13 protein-coding genes are annotated in these 18,654 nt (G+C 63.1%); 4 read left to right on the top strand and 9 right to left on the bottom strand.

What is annotated here, in order from left to right:
- Positions 1 to 17 precede the first annotated feature (17 nt).
- The 4 genes from VNN77_05275 to VNN77_05260 all read right to left on the bottom strand — a co-directional run bounded on the left by VNN77_05275 (position 18) and on the right by VNN77_05260 (position 6,478).
- A complete protein-coding gene (locus VNN77_05275; GenBank protein ID HXG50805.1) occupies positions 18 to 1,448 on the bottom strand; it encodes a SpoVR family protein in 1,431 nt (476 codons plus the stop codon).
- A 7-nt stretch (positions 1,449 to 1,455) separates the two neighbouring features.
- The gene (gene yhbH, locus VNN77_05270) at positions 1,456 to 2,637 is read right to left on the bottom strand and encodes a sporulation protein YhbH (protein HXG50804.1); all 1,182 of its coding nucleotides are present in this window, start codon (positions 2,635 to 2,637) and stop codon (positions 1,456 to 1,458) included.
- Between the two features lie 17 nt (positions 2,638 to 2,654).
- The gene (locus VNN77_05265; protein ID HXG50803.1) at positions 2,655 to 4,589 is read right to left on the bottom strand and encodes a serine protein kinase; all 1,935 of its coding nucleotides are present in this window, start codon (positions 4,587 to 4,589) and stop codon (positions 2,655 to 2,657) included.
- Between the two features lie 566 nt (positions 4,590 to 5,155).
- Positions 5,156 to 6,478, bottom strand: coding sequence for an ISNCY family transposase (locus tag VNN77_05260; GenBank protein HXG50802.1), 1,323 nt, complete (start codon positions 6,476 to 6,478; stop codon positions 5,156 to 5,158).
- Positions 6,479 to 6,663: 185 nt separating this feature from the next.
- Here VNN77_05260 and VNN77_05255 point away from each other — a divergent pair, with 185 nt between their 5' ends.
- From VNN77_05255 to VNN77_05240, 4 genes are read left to right on the top strand one after another with little or no spacing between them, the layout of a single operon-like run.
- The gene (locus tag VNN77_05255; GenBank protein ID HXG50801.1) at positions 6,664 to 9,201 is read left to right on the top strand and encodes an ATP-binding protein; all 2,538 of its coding nucleotides are present in this window, start codon (positions 6,664 to 6,666) and stop codon (positions 9,199 to 9,201) included.
- Between the two features lie 15 nt (positions 9,202 to 9,216).
- Positions 9,217 to 9,915, top strand: coding sequence for a VOC family protein (locus VNN77_05250; protein HXG50800.1), 699 nt, complete (start codon positions 9,217 to 9,219; stop codon positions 9,913 to 9,915).
- A 35-nt stretch (positions 9,916 to 9,950) separates the two neighbouring features.
- On the top strand, positions 9,951 to 10,607 hold the full coding sequence (locus VNN77_05245) for a ferritin-like domain-containing protein (protein HXG50799.1): 657 nt from the start codon (positions 9,951 to 9,953) through the stop codon (positions 10,605 to 10,607).
- Positions 10,608 to 10,661: 54 nt separating this feature from the next.
- The gene (locus tag VNN77_05240) at positions 10,662 to 12,833 is read left to right on the top strand and encodes a carboxypeptidase-like regulatory domain-containing protein (GenBank protein ID HXG50798.1); all 2,172 of its coding nucleotides are present in this window, start codon (positions 10,662 to 10,664) and stop codon (positions 12,831 to 12,833) included.
- Positions 12,834 to 12,843: 10 nt separating this feature from the next.
- Here VNN77_05240 and VNN77_05235 read toward each other — a convergent pair whose 3' ends face one another.
- The 5 genes from VNN77_05235 to lpdA all read right to left on the bottom strand — a co-directional run bounded on the left by VNN77_05235 (position 12,844) and on the right by lpdA (position 18,650).
- Positions 12,844 to 13,152, bottom strand: coding sequence for a (2Fe-2S)-binding protein (locus VNN77_05235; protein ID HXG50797.1), 309 nt, complete (start codon positions 13,150 to 13,152; stop codon positions 12,844 to 12,846).
- 189 nt (positions 13,153 to 13,341) lie between these two features.
- Positions 13,342 to 14,331, bottom strand: a complete 990-nt coding sequence (locus tag VNN77_05230) for a methyltransferase (protein ID HXG50796.1) — start codon at positions 14,329 to 14,331, stop codon at positions 13,342 to 13,344.
- A 69-nt stretch (positions 14,332 to 14,400) separates the two neighbouring features.
- Positions 14,401 to 15,852 carry an ATP-binding protein gene (locus tag VNN77_05225; GenBank protein HXG50795.1) on the bottom strand — a complete coding sequence of 484 codons (1,452 nt, stop codon included), beginning with the start codon at positions 15,850 to 15,852 and terminating at the stop codon, positions 14,401 to 14,403.
- Positions 15,853 to 15,941: 89 nt separating this feature from the next.
- On the bottom strand, positions 15,942 to 17,123 hold the full coding sequence (locus VNN77_05220; GenBank protein ID HXG50794.1) for a M20/M25/M40 family metallo-hydrolase: 1,182 nt from the start codon (positions 17,121 to 17,123) through the stop codon (positions 15,942 to 15,944).
- 114 nt (positions 17,124 to 17,237) lie between these two features.
- A complete protein-coding gene (gene lpdA / locus VNN77_05215) occupies positions 17,238 to 18,650 on the bottom strand; it encodes a dihydrolipoyl dehydrogenase (protein HXG50793.1) in 1,413 nt (470 codons plus the stop codon).
- Positions 18,651 to 18,654: the final 4 nt, after the last annotated feature.

Raw genomic sequence — 18,654 nt, 5'->3', positions numbered from 1 at the left:
TTCGGCCGGCGGGACTCTCAGGCGGCGTTCTTGATCGTGAGCTTGTTGTCGGAGTAGCAGAGCAGGGATTTCTTGTCGTTGATGATCGTGGACAGCGCCACGTCGTGCCCCCAGAGCTGCTGGACGTACTGCAGCGTTTTCTCCGCGTACTCGAGCTGCAGGTCGCGCCCATCGTGGTAGTGCTTGAGCAGGAGCGTCCGGTTGTTGTTGAAATCGGAGTCCTCCACCTTGATCACGGGGATCGTGCCGGAGCCGACGTTCTGGATCAAGGTCTCCTTGATCTGGCGCCAGTTCTCTTCGTCCGCGACCCGGGTGACGACCTGCGCATTGCCGCGCGCGCGATACTCGAAGAGCTGGAGATCGCGCACCAGTTCCTCGGTGAGGTAACGGCGCAGAAACGAGGTGTCGCGCTCTACCTCGCGCACCTCGAACAGCTTTTCCTTCCCCGTTTTCTTGGGCGGGCCGTACTCCCGAATCTGCTCGGGCGTGGGATGATCCCAGCGCTTCTCGATGTCTTCCCAGACCTTCATGCCGACGTGATAGGGGTTGAGCGCGCCCGGAGTGGGACGGAGAACCTGTGTGTGCCGGACCAGGAACTCGAGATGCAGCTCCTGCGGAAGCTGAAGGGCCTCGAGAATCCGCTTGTGCCAGAAGCTCGCCCAACCTTCGTTCATGATCTTGGTCTCGATCTGGGGCAAAAAGTACTGCGCTTCCTCGTGAACGATCGTGAGCAGGTCCTTCTCCCAATCCGAGAGGTGGCGGTTGTGATCGCGGATGAAGATCAGCAGGTCCTCGTCGGGGTAGAGGGGGACCCGATCGAGATCCGGCGGCGTGTATTCCTGCGGCCGATGAACCGAGCGGAAGGGGTCGGCGGGCGGCTGAGACTCTTCCAGCTTGGCAGCCATCTCTTCCTCGGGGGTTTGCTTCCGGATGGCGAGATTGCGGCGGCACTGGAGCGAAAGGGCGTGCGCCGCGTCGAGCACGCGCTCGACCTTTTCCAGGCCGACGCTCGGGTCTTCGATGTACCGGCGGACGCGATCCGCGTGGGTCTTGAAGGTCTCGATGGTGTATTCGGCCCGGGTCGTGCTGAAGGTGAAGTTGTTCTTGAAGAAATCGTTGTGCGCGTAGACGTGCGCGATCGTGAGGATCTGGAGCGCCAGGGTGTTGTCGCGCATCAGGTAGGCGATCGACGGATTCGAGTTGATCACCATCTCGTACGGCAGGCCGGTCACGCCGTAGGAGTACAGCGTCTTGAGCTTCTCGTAGGCCTTGCCATAGGACCAGTGGGGGTAGTGCGAGGGCATCCCCGAGTAGACCATGTAGGAGAGCATGTCCTCGTAATCGCAGATCTCGAACTCCTGCGGGTAGGGGTCGAGCCCGAACTCCCGCACGAGCTCGACGATGCGCGCGTTCCAGTACTGGAGATCCTCGATCGTGTACTCCGGCATGACGCTCTCAGGCCGCGTCTTCACGCGCGCGGTCCCTGGCCAGAAACGTCTTGAACGACGGCCAGATGTCCTCCTTGCGCTGGATCTGGACGGTCTGGAAGTTGGGCTCCTGGATTTCGGCGAAGAACTGGATCATGCTGCTGCCGTAGTATCCCGATCCCAGGGGCTTGATCTCACCGTAGCCGAAGAGATTGGCGACGCGAGCGAGCTCTCGAGCGGCCTTCAGCGCGGCGGGATTGTCGGACTCGAAATTGTCGCCGTCGGAGCAGTGGAACACATAGATGTTCCAGAGCGCAGGGTGATAGCGCTGCTCGATGATCTCGAGCGCCTTGTTGTAACCCGACGAAATGAAGGTCCCGCCGGACTCGCCCTTGTGGAAGAACTCCTCCTCGGTCACCTCCTGCGCTTCGGTGTGGTGGGCGATGAAGACGATCTCGACATTCTGGTAGCGACTGCACAGGAAGCGGTAGAGCAGGAAAAAGAAGCTCCGCGCCAGGTATTTCTTCATGGTGTCCATCGAACCGGACGTGTCCATGATGCAGAGCACGACCGCATTCGACTCCCGGCGCATTTCCGCCACCGTGTGATGGTAGCGCAGATCGTCCTTGTGGAACGGGAAGCGCTGGGGCTGGAGCGTCACGGCCTGGCGCCGCAGGGAGGCCTTCTTTCGCTTGACGCGGGAGAGGGCGGTCCGTTTCTTGTCGAGGCGAACCCGTATGCCCTTGCGGCGGAATCCCTTCTGGCGGAACTGCTTTTCGACCTCCACCTGCCTCAGCCGCTTGCGTTCGAGATCGGGCAGCTCCAGATCCTCGAACATCAGTTCGATCAGCTCGTCGAGCGTGACGTCGGTCTCGTAATAGTCGATGCCGGGACGGTCACCCGCCTGCTGGCCCTGCTTGCCGTCCTGCGCCTCCCCCACGACCTGGCCGGGTTGCGGCTCCTCGCCTCCGCCCTGGCCGACGCCGGGAGCGTTCTCACCGTAAATGAAGCGGTACTCTTTCACGCCGCGGATCGGCACCTTGATCACGCGGTTCTTGTCCTTGCCGATGATGGATTCTTCGGCGATGATGTCCGCGATGTTTCCGCGGATCGCCTCGCGAACCTTCTGCCGGTGCCGCAGGCGGTCGCCCGCGCTCCGGTCGCTTCGCTGTCCCGAAGAAGGGTTGTAAGGGCGGAAAACCGTTTCCATGCCGGGCGGCCTCGGCGTCAATCTTTCCAGAGATTGTTGGCCGCGTACTTCAGGACCACGTCGACGCAGCTCGGACAGTACCCGTTCTCGAGGAGGTTCTTGACCATCGCGTTGTATTTCTCGGATTGTTCCTCGTCGCGCATGCGGGCCTTGGTGATCACCCGGCTCAGATCGCGAACCGACGTGATCAGCTTCTTCTCGATCGCCTCCTTGAGCGGTTCGTAGCTGCGGTAGTCGATCTTCTCGCCGCGCCGGTTCGCCGCCCACAGATAGGCGATCACCTCCTGGCGGAAGCCGTCGGCCGCGGATCCGATGATCGCGATCTGCTCCTCGATCGACTTCATGAACGCCTCGTCGGGAGCCAGCTCTTCCTTGGTGTTGCGGTCCTTGACCTTGGTCTTGTTCACGTAAGCCTCGGCGTGGTCCAGGTAATTCTGAAACAGCGCTTCGGCCTGCTCCTGATACGAATAGACGAAGGCGCGGGTGATCTCCTTCTCCAGGATCTCCAGGTACTCCTTGTGGAGGGTGTCCTGCAGGAATTCCAGGTACTGCTTGCGGGTGTCGTCGGACAGGTCCGCCTCTTTCACCATGTTGATCAGCGCCTCGCGGACGTTGATCGGGTTGATGCAATTGCCGGCGGTATTGTCGGACAGGGCGTTGTCGAGCGCCTTCATGATGAAGCGGGTCGAAATCCCGGACATGCCCTCGCGTTTCGAAGCCTCCTTCAGCTCCTGGACGTCGATCTTCTTGGTCTTGCCTTTCTCGACGACCTCTTCGCCGTTGTAGAGCTTCAGCTTGGTCATGAGGTCGCACTTGTTGGTCGGCTCGAGCCGCGAAAGAATCGCGAACATCGAGGCGATCTCGAGCGTGTGCGGTGCCACGTGGGCCCGAAAATCCGAGTTGCGTATGATCTTCTGATAGATCTTGACCTCCTCGGAGAGCCGGAGGTTGTAAGGGACCCGGATGACGACGATCCGGTCCAGGATCGCTTCATTGGTATGATCGGCCTTGAACTTCTGCCACTCGGCTTCGTTGGAGTGAGCCACGATCACCGTGTCGACGTAGACGAGACCGTGGCGGCCGGGGGCGGGGACGACCTTCTCCTGGGTCGCCGTGATCATGCAGTGCAGGTACTCGATCTCGTTCTTGAACACCTCGATGAACTCGACGATCCCGCGGTTGCCGATATTCAGGGCGCCGTTGAGCTCGAGCACCCGGGGATCCCCCTCCGAGTAGAGATCGAGCTTGGAGATGTCTTCGCTGCCGATCAGCACCGAAGTGTCCTGGTTGTTCGGGTCGACCGGCGGGACCACGCCGATGCCGACGCGCGCGCGCTTGGAGAACTCCATCGTGCAGACGGGAAACTCCTCGTACCGGCCGTTGTACTCGTTCTTGAGCTTGTACCGGCAGACCGGACAGAGCTCGCCCTCGATGTGGAGCCCAAGCATCTTCTCGAATTCCTTGCGGAGGTGACGCGGGATGAGATGGAGCGGCTCTTCGAACATGGGGCAGCCTTCGATCGCGTAGAAGGGCTCGCTTTCCTCCAGGCCGCGATGGAGCTTCTCGATCAGCGAGCTCTTGCCGGAGCCCACGGGCCCCATGAGGTAGAGGACCTGGCGGCTTTCCTCGCCCTTGAGCGAAGCCGCGTGGAAATAACGGACGATCTGCGAGATCGTCTTTTCGATGCCGAAGAATTCGTCGGCGAAGAAATCGTAAACCTTGATGGATTCGTCTTTGTAGAGGCGCTTGATGTGGGGGTCGTCGGTGTCCTGGATGTCGCGGACTCCGGCCTTCATGATCACGTCGTAGAGTCGGGCGTGCGCCAGCTTGGCGATGGAGGGGTCCTCCTTGACCTTCTCAAGGTATCCGAGGAGGTTTCCCCGCCACGCACGCGTTCGATGCAGGTCGCGGTCCTTCTGGATGATCTTCTCGAAATCCCTGTTATGGTCCATTCCAACAACCCCCTTTTTCGGACTCAATCCTCTCCGTAGGCGACACGCGCCCCTTCACCGGATCGGGAACGGTAACGGTAACGGTAACGAGCGGTTGGATCTTGGAGTCTGGAAAAAACGGCAAGAGCACTCTTCTGAGCGTCGACGTCATAGTTGGAATGGGAAAGACGAGCCTTGTCGACGAAAGGAACGAGCGATCGGCTGAAAGCGCGTCAAAACCTGCATTCGGCCTCCATGTCCTCGCCGCGAGGTCGACCGAGCCAGCGAGCCGGCCAGCCCCACAACCGGGAACTGCCCGGCGGGGCGACCAGCCTCATGTCAATATTGAAGCTTTATTGAGAGCTAATGTCAAGAAATATCTCGATTTCCACCTTGCGTCCCGCGGCCGCTCGCTTTTCACGCTCGCCGGCACACGCGCCGGCTCCGGGGTTCGGGCGGTGTATCGTGCCTGACGACTTTGCTGTTGAAGTTCAGCCAATATGTCCCCTTAACTGTTCAGCGAAAATGTCACCCCCTTTGGCATAAGCGGTCGATGCGATTTAGGTCGGTGTCGGTTCTGATCACGGCTATTTTGGGAGGTACTCTAGGTACTGTCCCTTATGAGATCGTGCGTTATAAGCGAAATGCGGCGGTCTTTTTTTCCGCCGGTTGTTTGGCTCTGCGATTTTTCTTTCTTTAGCCCAGCGATAATGGCGCCGCAGAGTTCTTAGCGGGGTTTGGACTGCGGGAGCAGGGGTCTCTACAAGCAGCTCGTTTTTGTAATACACCCGCCAGCGACCATCGAGCAGCTGGCGCAGCTCAACCCGAGCCTGGGCGTAACCTCGGCGACGCGGCCCCGGCGGGATATCGAGGATCATTCCTGAGAGCCGCACGGCATTATCATTGCCGACGGTGGCCTCATAGCGAAAGCTGCAGATCCGATCCAGATCGAGTTCTTTAGGTAAAGGGCGCCAGGCCCCTTGGCTTTGCCGGGCTGGCTTACCAAAGCGCCAATTGAAATCGGTTCTAAAAGAGCCGTTTAGAAAAAGCGTGGCCTTTTCAGGGCTAGTGATCCGAGCCAGCCTGAGTTCCTGGACTAAGCGATCTTGTAGGGTATTAAACAGCCTCTCCACGCGTCCCTTGGCTTGAGGCGAAAGCGCAAAGAGGGGCTGAATGCCTAAAGCCAAAAGCGCCTGAGTCACCTGCGTGGGCGTTTGTTGACCGGCGAGCTGCTCCTGGAGCGTCCAGTGATCGTCGTTGCGATGGAAGATGCCATGACGATCCATGTAAATGGCCCAGGGGATGCCGTGCTCCAGGATGATCTGTTTTAGACAGAGCAAATAACTCTGCGCATCTTCCTGCGGTGCAAACACGCCGTAGAGCAACTTCCCCGTTGCATCATCGATCACCGCCACCAAACTGCACTCGCCCAAGTCCTTCCCGAACCACCGATGGGCACTGCCATCCCATAACAGCAGTGCCCCCTCCTGGGCTTTGCGCTCCCGGCGCCTGTAATGGCGCTTTACCCCACGCTTTCGTACCGCGGCGATGCCGGCTCCTCGCAATATTCGCCTCACCGTAGAGCGCGATAAGTCGACCTTTTCTTTCTCTTTGAGCTTCTCGGCAAAATGCGTGTCGTTCAACCCGTGATAGCGTCCCCCCGCCAATTCGATCACCTTCTGAACTGTCGCGCAGCGGGTCTTGTTCCACGCCGGCTTGCCGCAATTGCCGTGAAGCAGGCCCAAAGCTCCTCCCGCTCTCATCTTGCGCCTCAGCCGCTTCATCTGACGCACCGAAACCCCCAAAAGCTTTGCTCCCTTGCCCACGCCCTCCCGCCCCTCCAACGTCAACCGCACCACGTGCACACGATGCAACTCTTGCTGACTCACCCTTATCTCCCTCTCGCTCATCCGACCCCCTCCTTGGCAAAGAAAATCCTAGCTCAGAGGGTGACATAATCGCTGAACAGTTTTGGGGTGACATTTTCGCTGAACTACCACATGCCTGACGACTTTGCTTGACAGCGGCGAGCGGCGCTTGATAAATGCCGGTGGTCGAAAGGCAGCAGCCTCGCAGTTCTTCCTCGGAGGACTCTATGCGACACCGCGCCTGGCAAAGGCCGGCGGGGTTAGCCGCCATCGGCGTGTGCTCCGCGGCCGTCGTCCTCGCCAGTTTGATCTCGGCTGCGCGCTGGGTCCAGCGGCCGTTCCCGGGATTTTTCGTCCACGCCAACCTCACTGTCGGTCCCTATTTCCTGCCGCAGTGGACCGGCACCGTCTTCGGTCTCGAGACGTTCGATCGCGTGAGCCAGGTGAACGGGTCGCCGATCGCCGACAGGGAGCAGCTCTATACCTTCGTCCGGAGCGCGCCTCCGGGAACGTCGTTCGAGTACACGATCGAGCGCGGCGGCGAATCGCGCAGGATCGCGGTGCCGTCGATGACGTTTTCGTTCCACGACTGGGTGCTGAGCTTCGGCTTGTTCCTCCTCATGGGGAGCGCGTTCCTGCTCATCGGCGCGGCGCCTTACTATTACCGCTCGACCTCGCCGGCGGTCTTTCCCCTGTGCTGGATGGTGGTCAACGTCTTCGTCTGGTTCGGGACGACGTTCGATTTCGTGACCGCCGGCGCCTGGCCGAAGGAGATCCGGATCTTCGCGTTCACGCTGACGCCGAGCGCCGGCGTCCACCTCGGGTTGTGCCTTGCCGACCCGCGCCGCCTCCGGCGTTTCCGCCGCACGATCGTGGGCGCGATTTACGGAGTATCGGTCGCGCTCGGGACGCTCTACGCCGCGACCTTCGACCATCCTGCGGGCTGGTGGACCCCGGTCTATCGCGCAGGCTACGCCTATGCCTGCGCGGCGGCCCTGGTTTTTCTCGCGCTCCTCGCCGCGGGGTTGCGGGAAGCCTCGTCCGACGTGGAACGATCACGACTGCGCGTGATGGCGGTGGGCGCGGCTTTCGGGTTTTTCCTGCCGACCCTCGGGGCGGTGTTGGCTAGCTCGTTCCGCTGGCCGATTCCCTACAATGTGTCGCTCATTCCGACGATCTTCTTTCCCCTGTCGGTCGCCTACGGCCTTCTGAAGTACAGCCTCTTCGATCTCGGCAATGCGCTCAAAGCCGGACTGAGCCGCTTCGCTCTGTTCCTGGTGCTGATGGTGCTGTACGCCGCCGTGGTGCTCCTCGTCGGCCCCTCGGTGGGCCTCACCAACAAAGATCCGTTGATTCCGGTTTTCTTCGCGATCGTGGTCATTTCGGTGTTCAATCCCGTGCTGCGGCGGATCGAGGCGATGGTGGACCGGTTCATCTTCCGCCAGGAATACGATCCCGTCGAAGTCCAGAAGGAGGTGAGCCTGTTCCTGCGGTCGCTGGCAACAGCGCGCGAGCTGGCCGCGGGCTTCATCACCCGCGTGACCGCGCTGCTCAGGATCCAGCAGGGGTGTCTCGTCTACCGGCCGCAGGGCAAGAAAGAGCTGGTCGTTACGGGAACCGGCAGGCGGGTTCTCGACGGGGGGAGGGTCGCGGCGATCGCCCGGGAGGTTTGGGACGAGCGCGGCCGCTCGGCCTATCAGGGAATCTCCCGGGGAGAGGTCGAGACCGATCCGGTGCTGAGGGAGAAACGCGTGGAGCTGGCGGCGATGTTCGAGGCGATGGAGGCCGAGGTGCTGTTTCCGGTGGTTTTCGAGGACGAGGTGCGGGGACTGGTCGGCTTCGGCGCCAAAGCGTGGGGGAGGGAGTACACGGCCGAGGACCTCCGCCTGTTGGGGACGCTGACCGACCAGCTGGCGCTGGCGCTGGAGAACGGGAGCCGCTACGAGGATTCGGAAGCCGCCAAGGAAGAGTATCGCCGGCTCTACGACGAGGCTGAGGTCGCAAAACGGAAGCTGATCGAATCCGATCGGGTGAAAAAACAGTTCGTCGCCAATATCTGCCACGAGCTGCGAACGCCGGTGAGCACAATCCTCGGGTACGGAGAGATTTTGCTGGACCCGCAATTCCGGGGCGATTCCCGGGCCATACTCCAACGGCTGATCGACAACGGCCAGGATCTCTCGCAGTTGATGGACAGCCTGCTCGACTTTTCCCAGCTCGAGGCGGACGCGCTGCCGAATCAGCTCGAGCCGGTGAACCTCCGAGAGATCCTGGGAGGGCTGGAGGTGATGACGCAGCGTCTCATCCGCGGAAGGCCGATCGAGTTCCGAATCCACATCGAGGCGGGGATCGAGACCGTCTACAGCGATGCGAGAAAAGTGCAGAAGATCCTGCTGCAGCTGCTCACGAACGCTCTGAAGTTCACCGAGAGGGGCGAGGTGGAACTGCGGATCCGGACGCTGCGGGAAGAGGGAGGATCGCGTCTGGAAATTGCGGTGGCCGACACGGGAATCGGAATCGACCGGAAGGACCACGAGCTCATTTTCGAAGATTTCCGCCAGCTCGACGGTTCGTCGACGCGCCATTACGGCGGGACCGGACTGGGCTTGAGCCTGTCCCGCAGGCTGGCGAAAGCCCTCGGCGGGACCATCCGGGTGAGCAGCGCCCTCGGAGCCGGGAGCGTTTTCAGCCTGATCTTGCCGATAACGCCGCCCGGCCCGGCCTCGCCGGCGCTGGCGGTTGTCAATTCCACCGATATGTTCTAGAAGGGACCTGCGGTCATGATTCGGTTGCGCCGTTTGACCATCGTCGCTCGCGACCCCGTGTCGTTGAGCGAGTTCTACCGGCGCGCGTTCGATCTTCAGAGCGCGCCCGGGGACGGCGCCGCCGTCTGCCTCTCCGACGGCGAGTTCAGCCTGGAGCTTGTGGCGCAGACGCCGGGCGTTTCCCCCGGTCTGCGCTCGCTGGGCTTTTCGGGCATCGATCGGGCGTCTCTCGAGAGCCGGCTCGTGTCGGCCGGCGTTGTGCCGGTCGCTGAACAGATCGGGGACGACCGGCTTTTCTCGGATCCCGACGGCAACCTTCTCGTTGGTCGCGCCGGGAGCTTCCCCGTCTCGCCGAGCCGCGGTCCCGCGCCGATCCGGCACGCGGCGCTGTACACGCCGGATCCGCGGCGGCTGGCGGATTTCTACTGTCGGGTGCTGGAAATGCGGGAAGTCGACGGCACCGACCGCGGGTCCATTTTCGTTTCGGACGGCTATTTGAATCTCGCCTTGCTCTTCCGGAGGACGGAAGAGAAATTGGGGCTCAACCACTTCGGGTTTCACGTGCGCAGCAACGGGGAGCTGCGAGCTCGAGTGGAGAAGGCGGGCGCCGATCGCGGCGCCAAGAGACCGGACCGAATCCCGTTTGCCGAATATCGAATCCACGATCCGGAAGGAAACGGCATCGATATCTCGGAGAAAGGCTGGAAGGCTTAGCGGGGCGAATTCTCCGCCGCCGGGGCCGAGGAAACATGGCCGTGATGAAAGGCGACGAATTTCTGGAGGAGCTGCTGCGGCCCGTGCGCGAATTCTGTCGTGCTCTGGAGAGCGTGCCGCCCGCTTACAGCTATATTCCTCTGCAAACCGACGAGCAGAGGATCCGCGTGATGCAGAGCCGGCTGTTCAACGAGCTGCGCGCCGCCGATCTGTTCGGCGCCTGGCTCAAGACCACGCCCGAGCTCGACGTGAAGGCGCAGATGGCGGAATCGGCGCATGAGGAAATGGTCCACGCGGAGCTGCTGTCCAGGCGCATCCGCGATCGCGGCGGAGAACCGTTCGACTACAAGCCGTTGCCGGCCCAGATCGCGATGTTCAACGCGATGGAAGGGCTGAGCGATACCTGCGAACGCATCGCCGCGCTTTCGCTCGCCGGCGAGACGGTCGCCAACCATTTAATCGCCATGTGTCTCCGGTCCGACGCGGTGCCGGAATGGATCAAGCAGCCGTATCGAAAGATCACGGTCGACGAAGAAGGGCACGGCAGCGCGCCGCAGGAGTTTCTCAAGCGCTACGCGACAACCGACGAGCGCCAGGACCGCGTGCGCCGGGCCGTGGCCATGCGGATGGTGCTGTTTCGCGAGTATCTGGCGAGCCTGGATCGCTGGGCGACCGGGAAAGATCGCTGGTAGCGTCCTTGAAGAGGGGGCCGCGCTCGGGCGCGGTGAAGAGTTCGGGGGGGATCCATGAAAGGGAAGCGGGTTTTTGCTCCGGCGGCGGCGCTCGTCGGGGTCGCATTGTTTGCGGGCTTGTATGCGAAGGGGCTCGCCGGCCAGCCGGCGGGGGCGAAAGGTGTCGCCATCGACCGCGACGACATAGGCGGCGTCGTCACCGGCGCGAAGGGCCCCGAAGCGGGCGTCTGGGTGATCGCCGAGACCAGGGATCTGCCCACCCGCTTCGCCAGGATGGTCGTGACCGACGACGAGGGGCGGTACGTGCTGCCCGATCTGCCCCAGGCGACGTACGACGTCTGGGTGCGCGGATACGGGCTCGTGGACTCGCCAAGGGTCAAGGCGAGGCCAGGAAGGATTCTCAACTTGAAGGCCGTCGCGGCGCCGAACGAGGCCGCGGCCGCGCAGTACTATCCGGCGATCTACTGGTATTCGATGCTCAAGATTCCGGACAAGAACGAGTTCGGTGGCAAAGGGAAGATTCCGGCCAAGGTGACGCAGGAGGAATGGCTCACGCACCTGAAGAACCGGAGCTGCGTGGGCTGCCACCAGATGGGCCAGCTCTCGACCCGGACGTTTCCGAAGAACGTGCCCTATCCGCTGGGAAAGTTCGCGAGCTCGGAGGAAGCATGGTTCCGCAGGGTCCAGTCGGGCCAGTCAGGGGACCGGATGTTCTCGACGCTGGTCAAGGACCTCGGCGGCGCTCCCTTCAAGTATTTCGCCGACTGGACCGATCGCATCGCTAAAGGTGAGCTGCCCCATGCCAAGCCCCCGCGCCCGCAGGGCGTCGAGCGCAACATCGTCGTCACCACCTGGGACTGGCTCGACGAGAAGCACTACCTCCACGACCTGATCGCTTCCGACCGGCGCCATCCGACAGTCAACGCTTACGGTCCCCTCTACGGTTCCGCGGAATACAGCACGGATATCATTCCAGTGCTCGACCCGGTCAGGCACACCGTGAAAAACATGGTTGCGCCGGTGCGTGACGCCAACGTATCGGAAGCGCTCGGCCCGGGCCACGCGGCGAGCGACCGGCTGATGCAGCCGTCGCCGTACTGGGGCTCCGAGAAGATCTGGAGCAACAAGACGAACAACCACAATGCGATGTTCGACCGGAAGGGACGGGTCTGGTTCGCGGCGAGGTTCCGCAACGCCGACAATCCGGCTTTTTGCAAAAAGGGATCGGACCATCCGTCGGCGAAGCTCTTTCCGCTCGAGCGAAACAACCGTCAGCTGACGATCTTCGATCCCAGGACCGGGGAGTACACCTTCGTCGACACTTGCTTCGGCACGCACCATCTGCAGTTCGGGTACGACGCCAACGACACGCTCTGGACCAGCGGCGGCGGTCCGGTGGTCGGCTGGGTCAATACCCGGTTGCTGGACGAGACCGGGGACATCGCGCGGGCCCAGGGTTGGACGGCACTGGTCCTCGACACCAACGGCAACGGCAGGCGCGACGCCTACGTCGAGCCCAATCAACCCGTGGATCCGACCAAGGACAAGCGAATCGTGGCGAGCTTCTACGCCGTGATGCCGAGCCCGGTCGACGGCTCCGTCTGGGGCTCGCAGTTCGGCTATCCCGGGTCGATCGTGCGTCTCGTCCCCGGTCCCAACCCGCCGGAGACGGCGCTCGCAGAGATATACAAGGTGCCGCTCCCTGGATTCGGCGTCCGTGGCGCCGATATCGACCGCAACGGCGTGGTCTGGGTGTCACTGGCGAGCGGCCATCTGGGCAGCTTCGACCGCCGGAAGTGCAAGGGCCCGCTCAACGGCCCGAAAGCCACGGGCGACCACTGCCCCGAAGGCTGGTCGTTTTACCGCTATCCCGGACCGGGCTTCCAGGGACTGGGCGACAACAGCGCCGAGTCGAGCTACTATACATGGGTGGACCACCACAACACCTTCGGGCTCGGCGAAAACGTGCCGATGTCCACGGGCAATCTGAACGACGGGCTGATCGCGTTCAAGGACGGCAAGATGATCGTCCTGCGGGTTCCGTATCCCCTCGGATTTTACGCCAAGGGGTTCGACGGCCGCATCGATGACCCGAAGGCCGGCTGGAAAGGGCGGGGACTGTGGACGACCAGCGGCGATCGCGCTCCCTGGCTGAAGGAAGGGGGTCGGGGGGCCAAGGCCGTCGCGGTTCACTTTCAGCTACGGCCGCACCCGCTCGCGAAATAGTAAGCCGCGGTCAGATTCGCTCGCGCGCGTACTCGCAGCGCGGGCAGACCCGGGGCGAGGCCGCCGCCAGCACCGGCCAGCCGCATTCGGCACACGGTACGACCGGCTCGCCGAGCATTCCCCGGACCATGGTCCCGCAGCGCCGACCGCCGCAAGGACCGGTTCCCACTCCGGTTCGGCGGCTCACCTGCTCGAAGGTCCTGGCCCCCGCCTGGATGGCCTTGAGAACCGTTCCCCTGCGGATCTTGTTGCAGAGACAGGCAGGCTTGAGGTTTTCGAGAACCGCCTGCTCGTGCCCTTTTTGCTCGGGTTTATCGATGACGCGCGACCTTTCGCTTCTTGCGGTTACGCATCCAGTTTAGCACATTCACCCGCCCGCTCCACGCTGAGATGTGCAACGGCGGCACCGGCTGCGTCAAGACCGGCGTTGGCCCGGCGGAGACCTCGAAGAAATCCCGAACGCGGAGCGGGGCAGCAGCGATCCGGAGCGAGCCCACGGTCTCTTGCGCTATTTCGTCGCGACGACCAAAGCAGAGGTAAGCGGCGGAGGCAGGTCGACCCGGCGCACCCCGGAGAGCCCCGCCTGCTCCATCCAGTGCCGGATTTCGGCAAACGTGTAGCAGCGGCCGGATGCGGTCGTGAGCAGCATCAGGATGGAGAAAACCGCCCCGACCGGGGGCCGAATGGCGTCGTCGTCCAGGATGTGGTCTTTGACGATGACGAGACCGCCGGGCCGCAGGCACCCGGAGAGCTTGGCGAACAGCCGGCGGTTCTGCTCGTCCCCTTCTCCGTGAACGATGTTGGAAAGAAAAACAGCGTCATAGGTTCCCGGGATGTCGTCGCTCCGGTAGTCGCCGGCGATCAGGCTGAAACGTTCGCTCAATCCGGAACCGCGGACGTAACGCTCGGTGATTTTCATCGTCCCCGGAAGATCGAAGATCGTGACGCGGAGGGCGGGAAAGCGGCGACAGAGGTAAATGGGATAGGTGGCAGGCCCGGAGCCCACGTCGAGAAGCTCGCCGATCCGGCTCCAGTCGAGGGCGTCGGCGACGATCTCGGCGTCGCCCCGGGCCCGGACGAGCGAATCCATCGCGGCGATGAAGATCTCGGTCTGGGCGGGGTCTCCCTGATACATGTCGGGGGGCCGCGCCGGCAGGCCGGAGCGGACGGCGTCAGCGAGATTTTCCCAGCAGCGCCAAAGCGATGCCTCGAACAGGATCATGTCGCCGAGATAGCGCGGCGACCCGCGTACCAGATAGCGCCGGGCCGCCGGTGCCGGGACGAAGCCCTGGCCGGTTTTTTCCAGAAGGCCGAGGGCCGCCAGCGCGTTGAGCAGCAGCCCGGTGGCGCGTGGCTCGGTTTCCAGTCGGCGAGCGACGCCGGCGGCGTCCTCCGGCCGGTCGGCGAGGGCTTCGAAAACCCCGAGTTGAACGGCGGCCTGCACGATACGGGCCTCGGCGTGGCCGGAAGCGAGTCGAGCGAGATCGGTAAAATCCATTGCAGCTCCCCGCGACGCTTCAGGATCGTCCGGCCGGGCGCGGCCGGAGGCCCCGCGAGCGCAGCGTCGTCACAAGGGCTCGATGATCCGGTAGGTTCGGCTCTTGGGTTTGAGCGGCGCGACGATGCCGTTTTTCACCATGCCGCGGATATCCCGGTAGGCGGTATCCCGGTCCACCTCCGCCAGCCGCTGGTACTCCGCGGTGGAAAAGGTCTTGCCGTGGCAGTAGGCGTAGGCCAGCAGCTTTCGCTGCCGGAAGTTGATCTCGGCCGTCTTGAACTGGTTGAGCCAGCGCAGCGTCTCATCGTCGTAGATCGGCGTATTGTAGAGCGTCACGGTAAACATGAAGCCCTCCGTGGAGAACTCCGGCGAGCGCAGCCCGTAATGCTCCATTTCCCGGAACATTCTCGGCACGCCTTCCCCCATCTCGCGCACATAGCCGAGATCGGCGAGGACCCGCACGATCAAGGGGTTGCGCGAGAAGTGGATGCTTTTCTGGCGCCGCAGCTCGTCGAGGGTGACCGGGGAAGGCGGGAGCCCCGGGCTGCGCACCTCGATGCGATCGTCGAACATCCAGACTTCGATCGACGCGCCGGTCAAGGAATAATCGCGGTGCGCTACGGCGTTGACCAGAGCTTCCTGCCAGGCGAAGGTCGGATACTCGAGCCGCTCGCGAAAAAAAAGATCGTAAAGAATCGTGCGTTCGCGAATGTGCTCCTTGATCCGGCCGACAGCCTCGTCGATCAAGCGCACGAGCGGTCCCTCGAAGCGGATTCGCTTCACGACGTTCAGGGAAGCGCCGTACTGCCGCTCGGTTCCCTCGTATTTCACGAAGTCGATTCCCGAGCGCGGGTGCCACGACACGGGATCCTTGCCGAACAGCAGGAGCGCCGCCATGTTCGGGGCGGGATCGCCGCGGGAGCGGTCGAGCAAATGATAGGCCTGCGCCAGGATCACCCGCGGGTCACGCGGATCGTCGAGCCGGGAGGCGAAGGCGGCAACCGCGTCCTCATCGAGGTCGTTCCAGGTCGCGCCGAAAGGCTGCTGCCGCTCGTAGGAAACCGCGCGCTTGGCATCCTTGAGCCGTTGAATCTGCTCGGATGGAAGAGACGGCGTTTCGCAGGCGATGCGATAGAAGGAGCGGCCGCCCGAGACGCGGTAGATCTCCACTCCGGAACCGACCTCGAATTTCAGCAGCTGCAGATTGCCGAGATTGAACTTTTCCGTCGTCGCGGCCAGCGGCGGCGTGAGCAACGTCTGCGGCGCCTGGATGAGGGCATGGATCTCGTCGCGATCGTAAGGGATCCCCGTCACGCTGCGGTCGGGCTCCACGCCGACCAGCAATGTGCCGCCGTCGGCGTTCGCCATGCCCGAAAGGACACGCACGAGCTCGCGGGCGAGATCGTCCTCCTTTTTTTTCTGAGGAGCCCCCCGCCGGTGATCGTAGGCGCTGATGAATTCCAGGAATTGGCCTCGTTCCTGTTTGAGCAGCCTTCCGATTTCCTCGCCTTGCCCAACCATACTCGTCGACGTTCATCGAACGGCCGCCGGAACGGCTTCGGCGAGAGGGGAACCGGCCCTTCCGGCCGTGAAGCGCAGGCCCTTTCCGGCTAGACAGCCCGGGAACCGGATGCCGTCGCTTCGCCACGATCGGCCGCGTTCAGGCGGACGATCTCGAAGACCATTCGAGCGGAGAGATTCAGATCCTTCAGGTCCAGCCACTCCTTGACCGTGTGGATCTCGCGCATTCCCGTCGAAAGATTCGCCACCTCGAGCCCTTTCTGATTGAGAATATTCGCGTCGCAGCCGCCGCCCGTCGCCATGGTCTTGATCTCGACGTCGAGGTTCTTCGCCGCGGCGCGGACCAGCCGGACGATCGCCGAATCGTCCGGCACCTCCATGCGATCGTAGTCTCGTTCGATCCGGGCTTCGACGCGCGCGGCCACGCGGGTGCCGCCGGTAACCAGCGTGTGGCGTGCCGCGGCTTCCTGGAGGCAGCGCAGCATGTGCTCCGTCTGCGCCTCGAGCTTTTCCCGGCTGTGGCTCCGCGCCTCCCCGCGCAATATCACGGAATTGGGTACGATGTTGACCGCCATCCCGCCCTCGATCAGGCCGATGTTGGCGGTGGTTTCGTGGTCGATACGACCGAGTTTCATCGCGGCGATCCCCTCGGCCGCGACCTTGATGGCGCTGATGCCCTTTTCGGGGCAGACGCCCGCATGCGCCTCCAGCCCGTGTACGTGGAACTCCAGCCGGTTCGCCGCGGGGGCCTTGGTGAAGAGGAAGCCAACCGAATCGCTATCGAGAACGAGGCCGGTCTTGGCGCGCAGATGCCGGGTATCGAGGCACTTGGCACCGATCAGCCCCGCCTCTTCGCAGATCGTAAAGACGATGTCGAGATCCCCGTACGGAACGTTGTTCTCCTGAAGCGCGCGCACGACCTCGCAAATGATGGCAAGGCCGCTCTTGTCGTCGCCGCCGAGGACGGTGCGGCCGTCCGTGCGCAGGATGTCGCCCTCCAGGATCGGCACCACCCCTTCTCCAGGAACCACGGTATCCATGTGCGCGGAAAGAAGCAGCGGCGGAGCGTCCGCGGCCGTCCCGTCGATCCGCGCGATCACGTTGCCGACGTTGCCGCCGACCTTGTCACCGGCGTCGTCGATCAGGACACTGGCGCCCAGCTCCTCCAGCTCGCGCTTGAGCCGGAGCGCGATATCGCGCTCCTTGCGCGACAGGCTGTCGATCTTAATCAGCTCGATCAGAAGGTTCTTGAGACGTTCGGGGTTGATCAAGACAGGCCTCGCGTTGCAGGTCCGGTGAATTCCGCCACGACGTCACACTCTGCCACAGTCGCCGGCTCAAATCCAACCGCCGGAGCGGCGAGAACAGCGCCGGAGCAGGGGGCGTCACGGCCGACGCGAATAGACGTTCGTCGCCGTGCCGTAGAACGCTTCGGCGGCTTCCATCAGAGTCTCCGATAGCGTGGGGTGCGGGTGTACCGAAAGGGCGATGTCTTCCGCCGTCGCCCCCATCTCGACGGCGAGCACGCCCTCGCTGATCAGCTCTCCGGCGCCGACGCCGACGATGCCGACTCCGAGCACGCGCTCCGTTTCCGGGTCGATGATCAGCTTGGTCAGACCGTCCGGGCGATCGAGCGTGAGAGCGCGGCCCGAAGCTCCCCAGGGAAACTTGGCGATCCGCACCTCGATCCCGCGCTCTTTCGCTTCGGTCTCGGTGAGGCCGCACCAGGCCACCTCCGGATCGGTATAAACCACCGCGGGGACGACGACGTCGTCGAACGAGCTGGGTTCTCCCAGAATCGCCTCGACCGCGACCCTGGCCTCCCTGGCCGCGCGGTGCGCCAACAGGGCGCCGCCGTTGACATCGCCGACGGCGTAGATGTGCGGATCGTCCGTGCGCTGCTGGGCGTCGCACTTGATGAAACCCTTCTCGTCCTTCTTGACGCCCGTGTTTTCCAGCCCGAGATCGCCGTAATTCGGCACGCGCCCGACACTGACCAGCACCCGGTCGTACAATTCTTCGCGCCGCTCCTGGCCGGTTTCCATGGTGACCTTGATTTGCTTACCGGCCGTTGCCATCTTCAGTACCTTGGTGTTGACGCGGATTTCCCTGAACTCCTTTTGGGCGGCGCGCAGCACCGGGCGGACGAGGTCGGGATCGATTCCGGAGAGGATGGTGGGCAGGGCTTCCAGCATCACGACCTTGCTGCCGAGGGCAGCGTAAACGGTTCCCAGCTCCATGCCGATGTAGCCGCCCCCGACCACCAGGAGATCCTCGGGGACGTCCTGGATTTCCAGCGCTTCCGTGGAGGTCATGATCCGCTTGTTGCCGAGGTCGAAGGCCGACGGCATCGCGGGTCGGGAGCCGACCGCGATGATTGCGTGCTCATAGGCGATGAATTTCTGACCTTCCGCCGTCTCCACCCTCAGCGTCCGCGAACCTTCGAAATGGCCGCGGCCGTGGACGACCCGCACGCCGCGCTTCTGCGCCAGCGTGCGAATTCCTTCGCCGAGCTTTTCGAGGATCGAATCTTTCCAGGCGCGCAACTGCTCGAGGTCGATCCCCGGCGGATCGAAAACGATACCGCGCGACCTTGAACGGTGGGCCTCCCGGAGGATCTCCGTGGCATGGAGCAGCGCCTTGGACGGGATGCAGCCGGTGTTGAGGCAAACGCCGCCGAGGCGGCGGTTCTGCTCGACCAGCGTCACCTGCTTGCCCCGATCCGCCGCGTAGAACGCCGCGGTGTAACCCCCGGGTCCCGCGCCCAGCACCAGCACTTCCGTCTTCATCGGTTCCATGGGC

It is taken from the genome of Candidatus Zixiibacteriota bacterium, assembly GCA_035574315.1.
Lineage (GTDB): Bacteria > Desulfobacterota > Binatia > UBA9968 > UBA9968 > DATLYW01.
This window is presented reverse-complemented; position numbering and strand designations above follow the sequence as displayed.

What these genes read in the sequence shown, in the direction of transcription:
- VNN77_05260 (HXG50802.1), bottom strand. Translation starts at nt 6,478, where the DNA reads ATGAGCGAGAGGGAGATAAGGGTGAGTCAGCAAGAGTTGCATCGTGTG.
- VNN77_05255 (HXG50801.1), top strand. Translation starts at nt 6,664, where the DNA reads ATGCGACACCGCGCCTGGCAAAGGCCGGCGGGGTTAGCCGCCATCGGC.
- VNN77_05245 (HXG50799.1), top strand. Translation starts at nt 9,951, where the DNA reads ATGGCCGTGATGAAAGGCGACGAATTTCTGGAGGAGCTGCTGCGGCCC.
- yhbH (HXG50804.1), bottom strand. Translation starts at nt 2,637, where the DNA reads ATGGAAACGGTTTTCCGCCCTTACAACCCTTCTTCGGGACAGCGAAGC.
- VNN77_05265 (HXG50803.1), bottom strand. Translation starts at nt 4,589, where the DNA reads ATGGACCATAACAGGGATTTCGAGAAGATCATCCAGAAGGACCGCGAC.
- VNN77_05250 (HXG50800.1), top strand. Translation starts at nt 9,217, where the DNA reads ATGATTCGGTTGCGCCGTTTGACCATCGTCGCTCGCGACCCCGTGTCG.
- lpdA (HXG50793.1), bottom strand. Translation starts at nt 18,650, where the DNA reads ATGGAACCGATGAAGACGGAAGTGCTGGTGCTGGGCGCGGGACCCGGG.
- VNN77_05275 (HXG50805.1), bottom strand. Translation starts at nt 1,448, where the DNA reads ATGCCGGAGTACACGATCGAGGATCTCCAGTACTGGAACGCGCGCATC.
- VNN77_05225 (HXG50795.1), bottom strand. Translation starts at nt 15,852, where the DNA reads ATGGTTGGGCAAGGCGAGGAAATCGGAAGGCTGCTCAAACAGGAACGA.
- VNN77_05230 (HXG50796.1), bottom strand. Translation starts at nt 14,331, where the DNA reads ATGGATTTTACCGATCTCGCTCGACTCGCTTCCGGCCACGCCGAGGCC.
- VNN77_05240 (HXG50798.1), top strand. Translation starts at nt 10,662, where the DNA reads ATGAAAGGGAAGCGGGTTTTTGCTCCGGCGGCGGCGCTCGTCGGGGTC.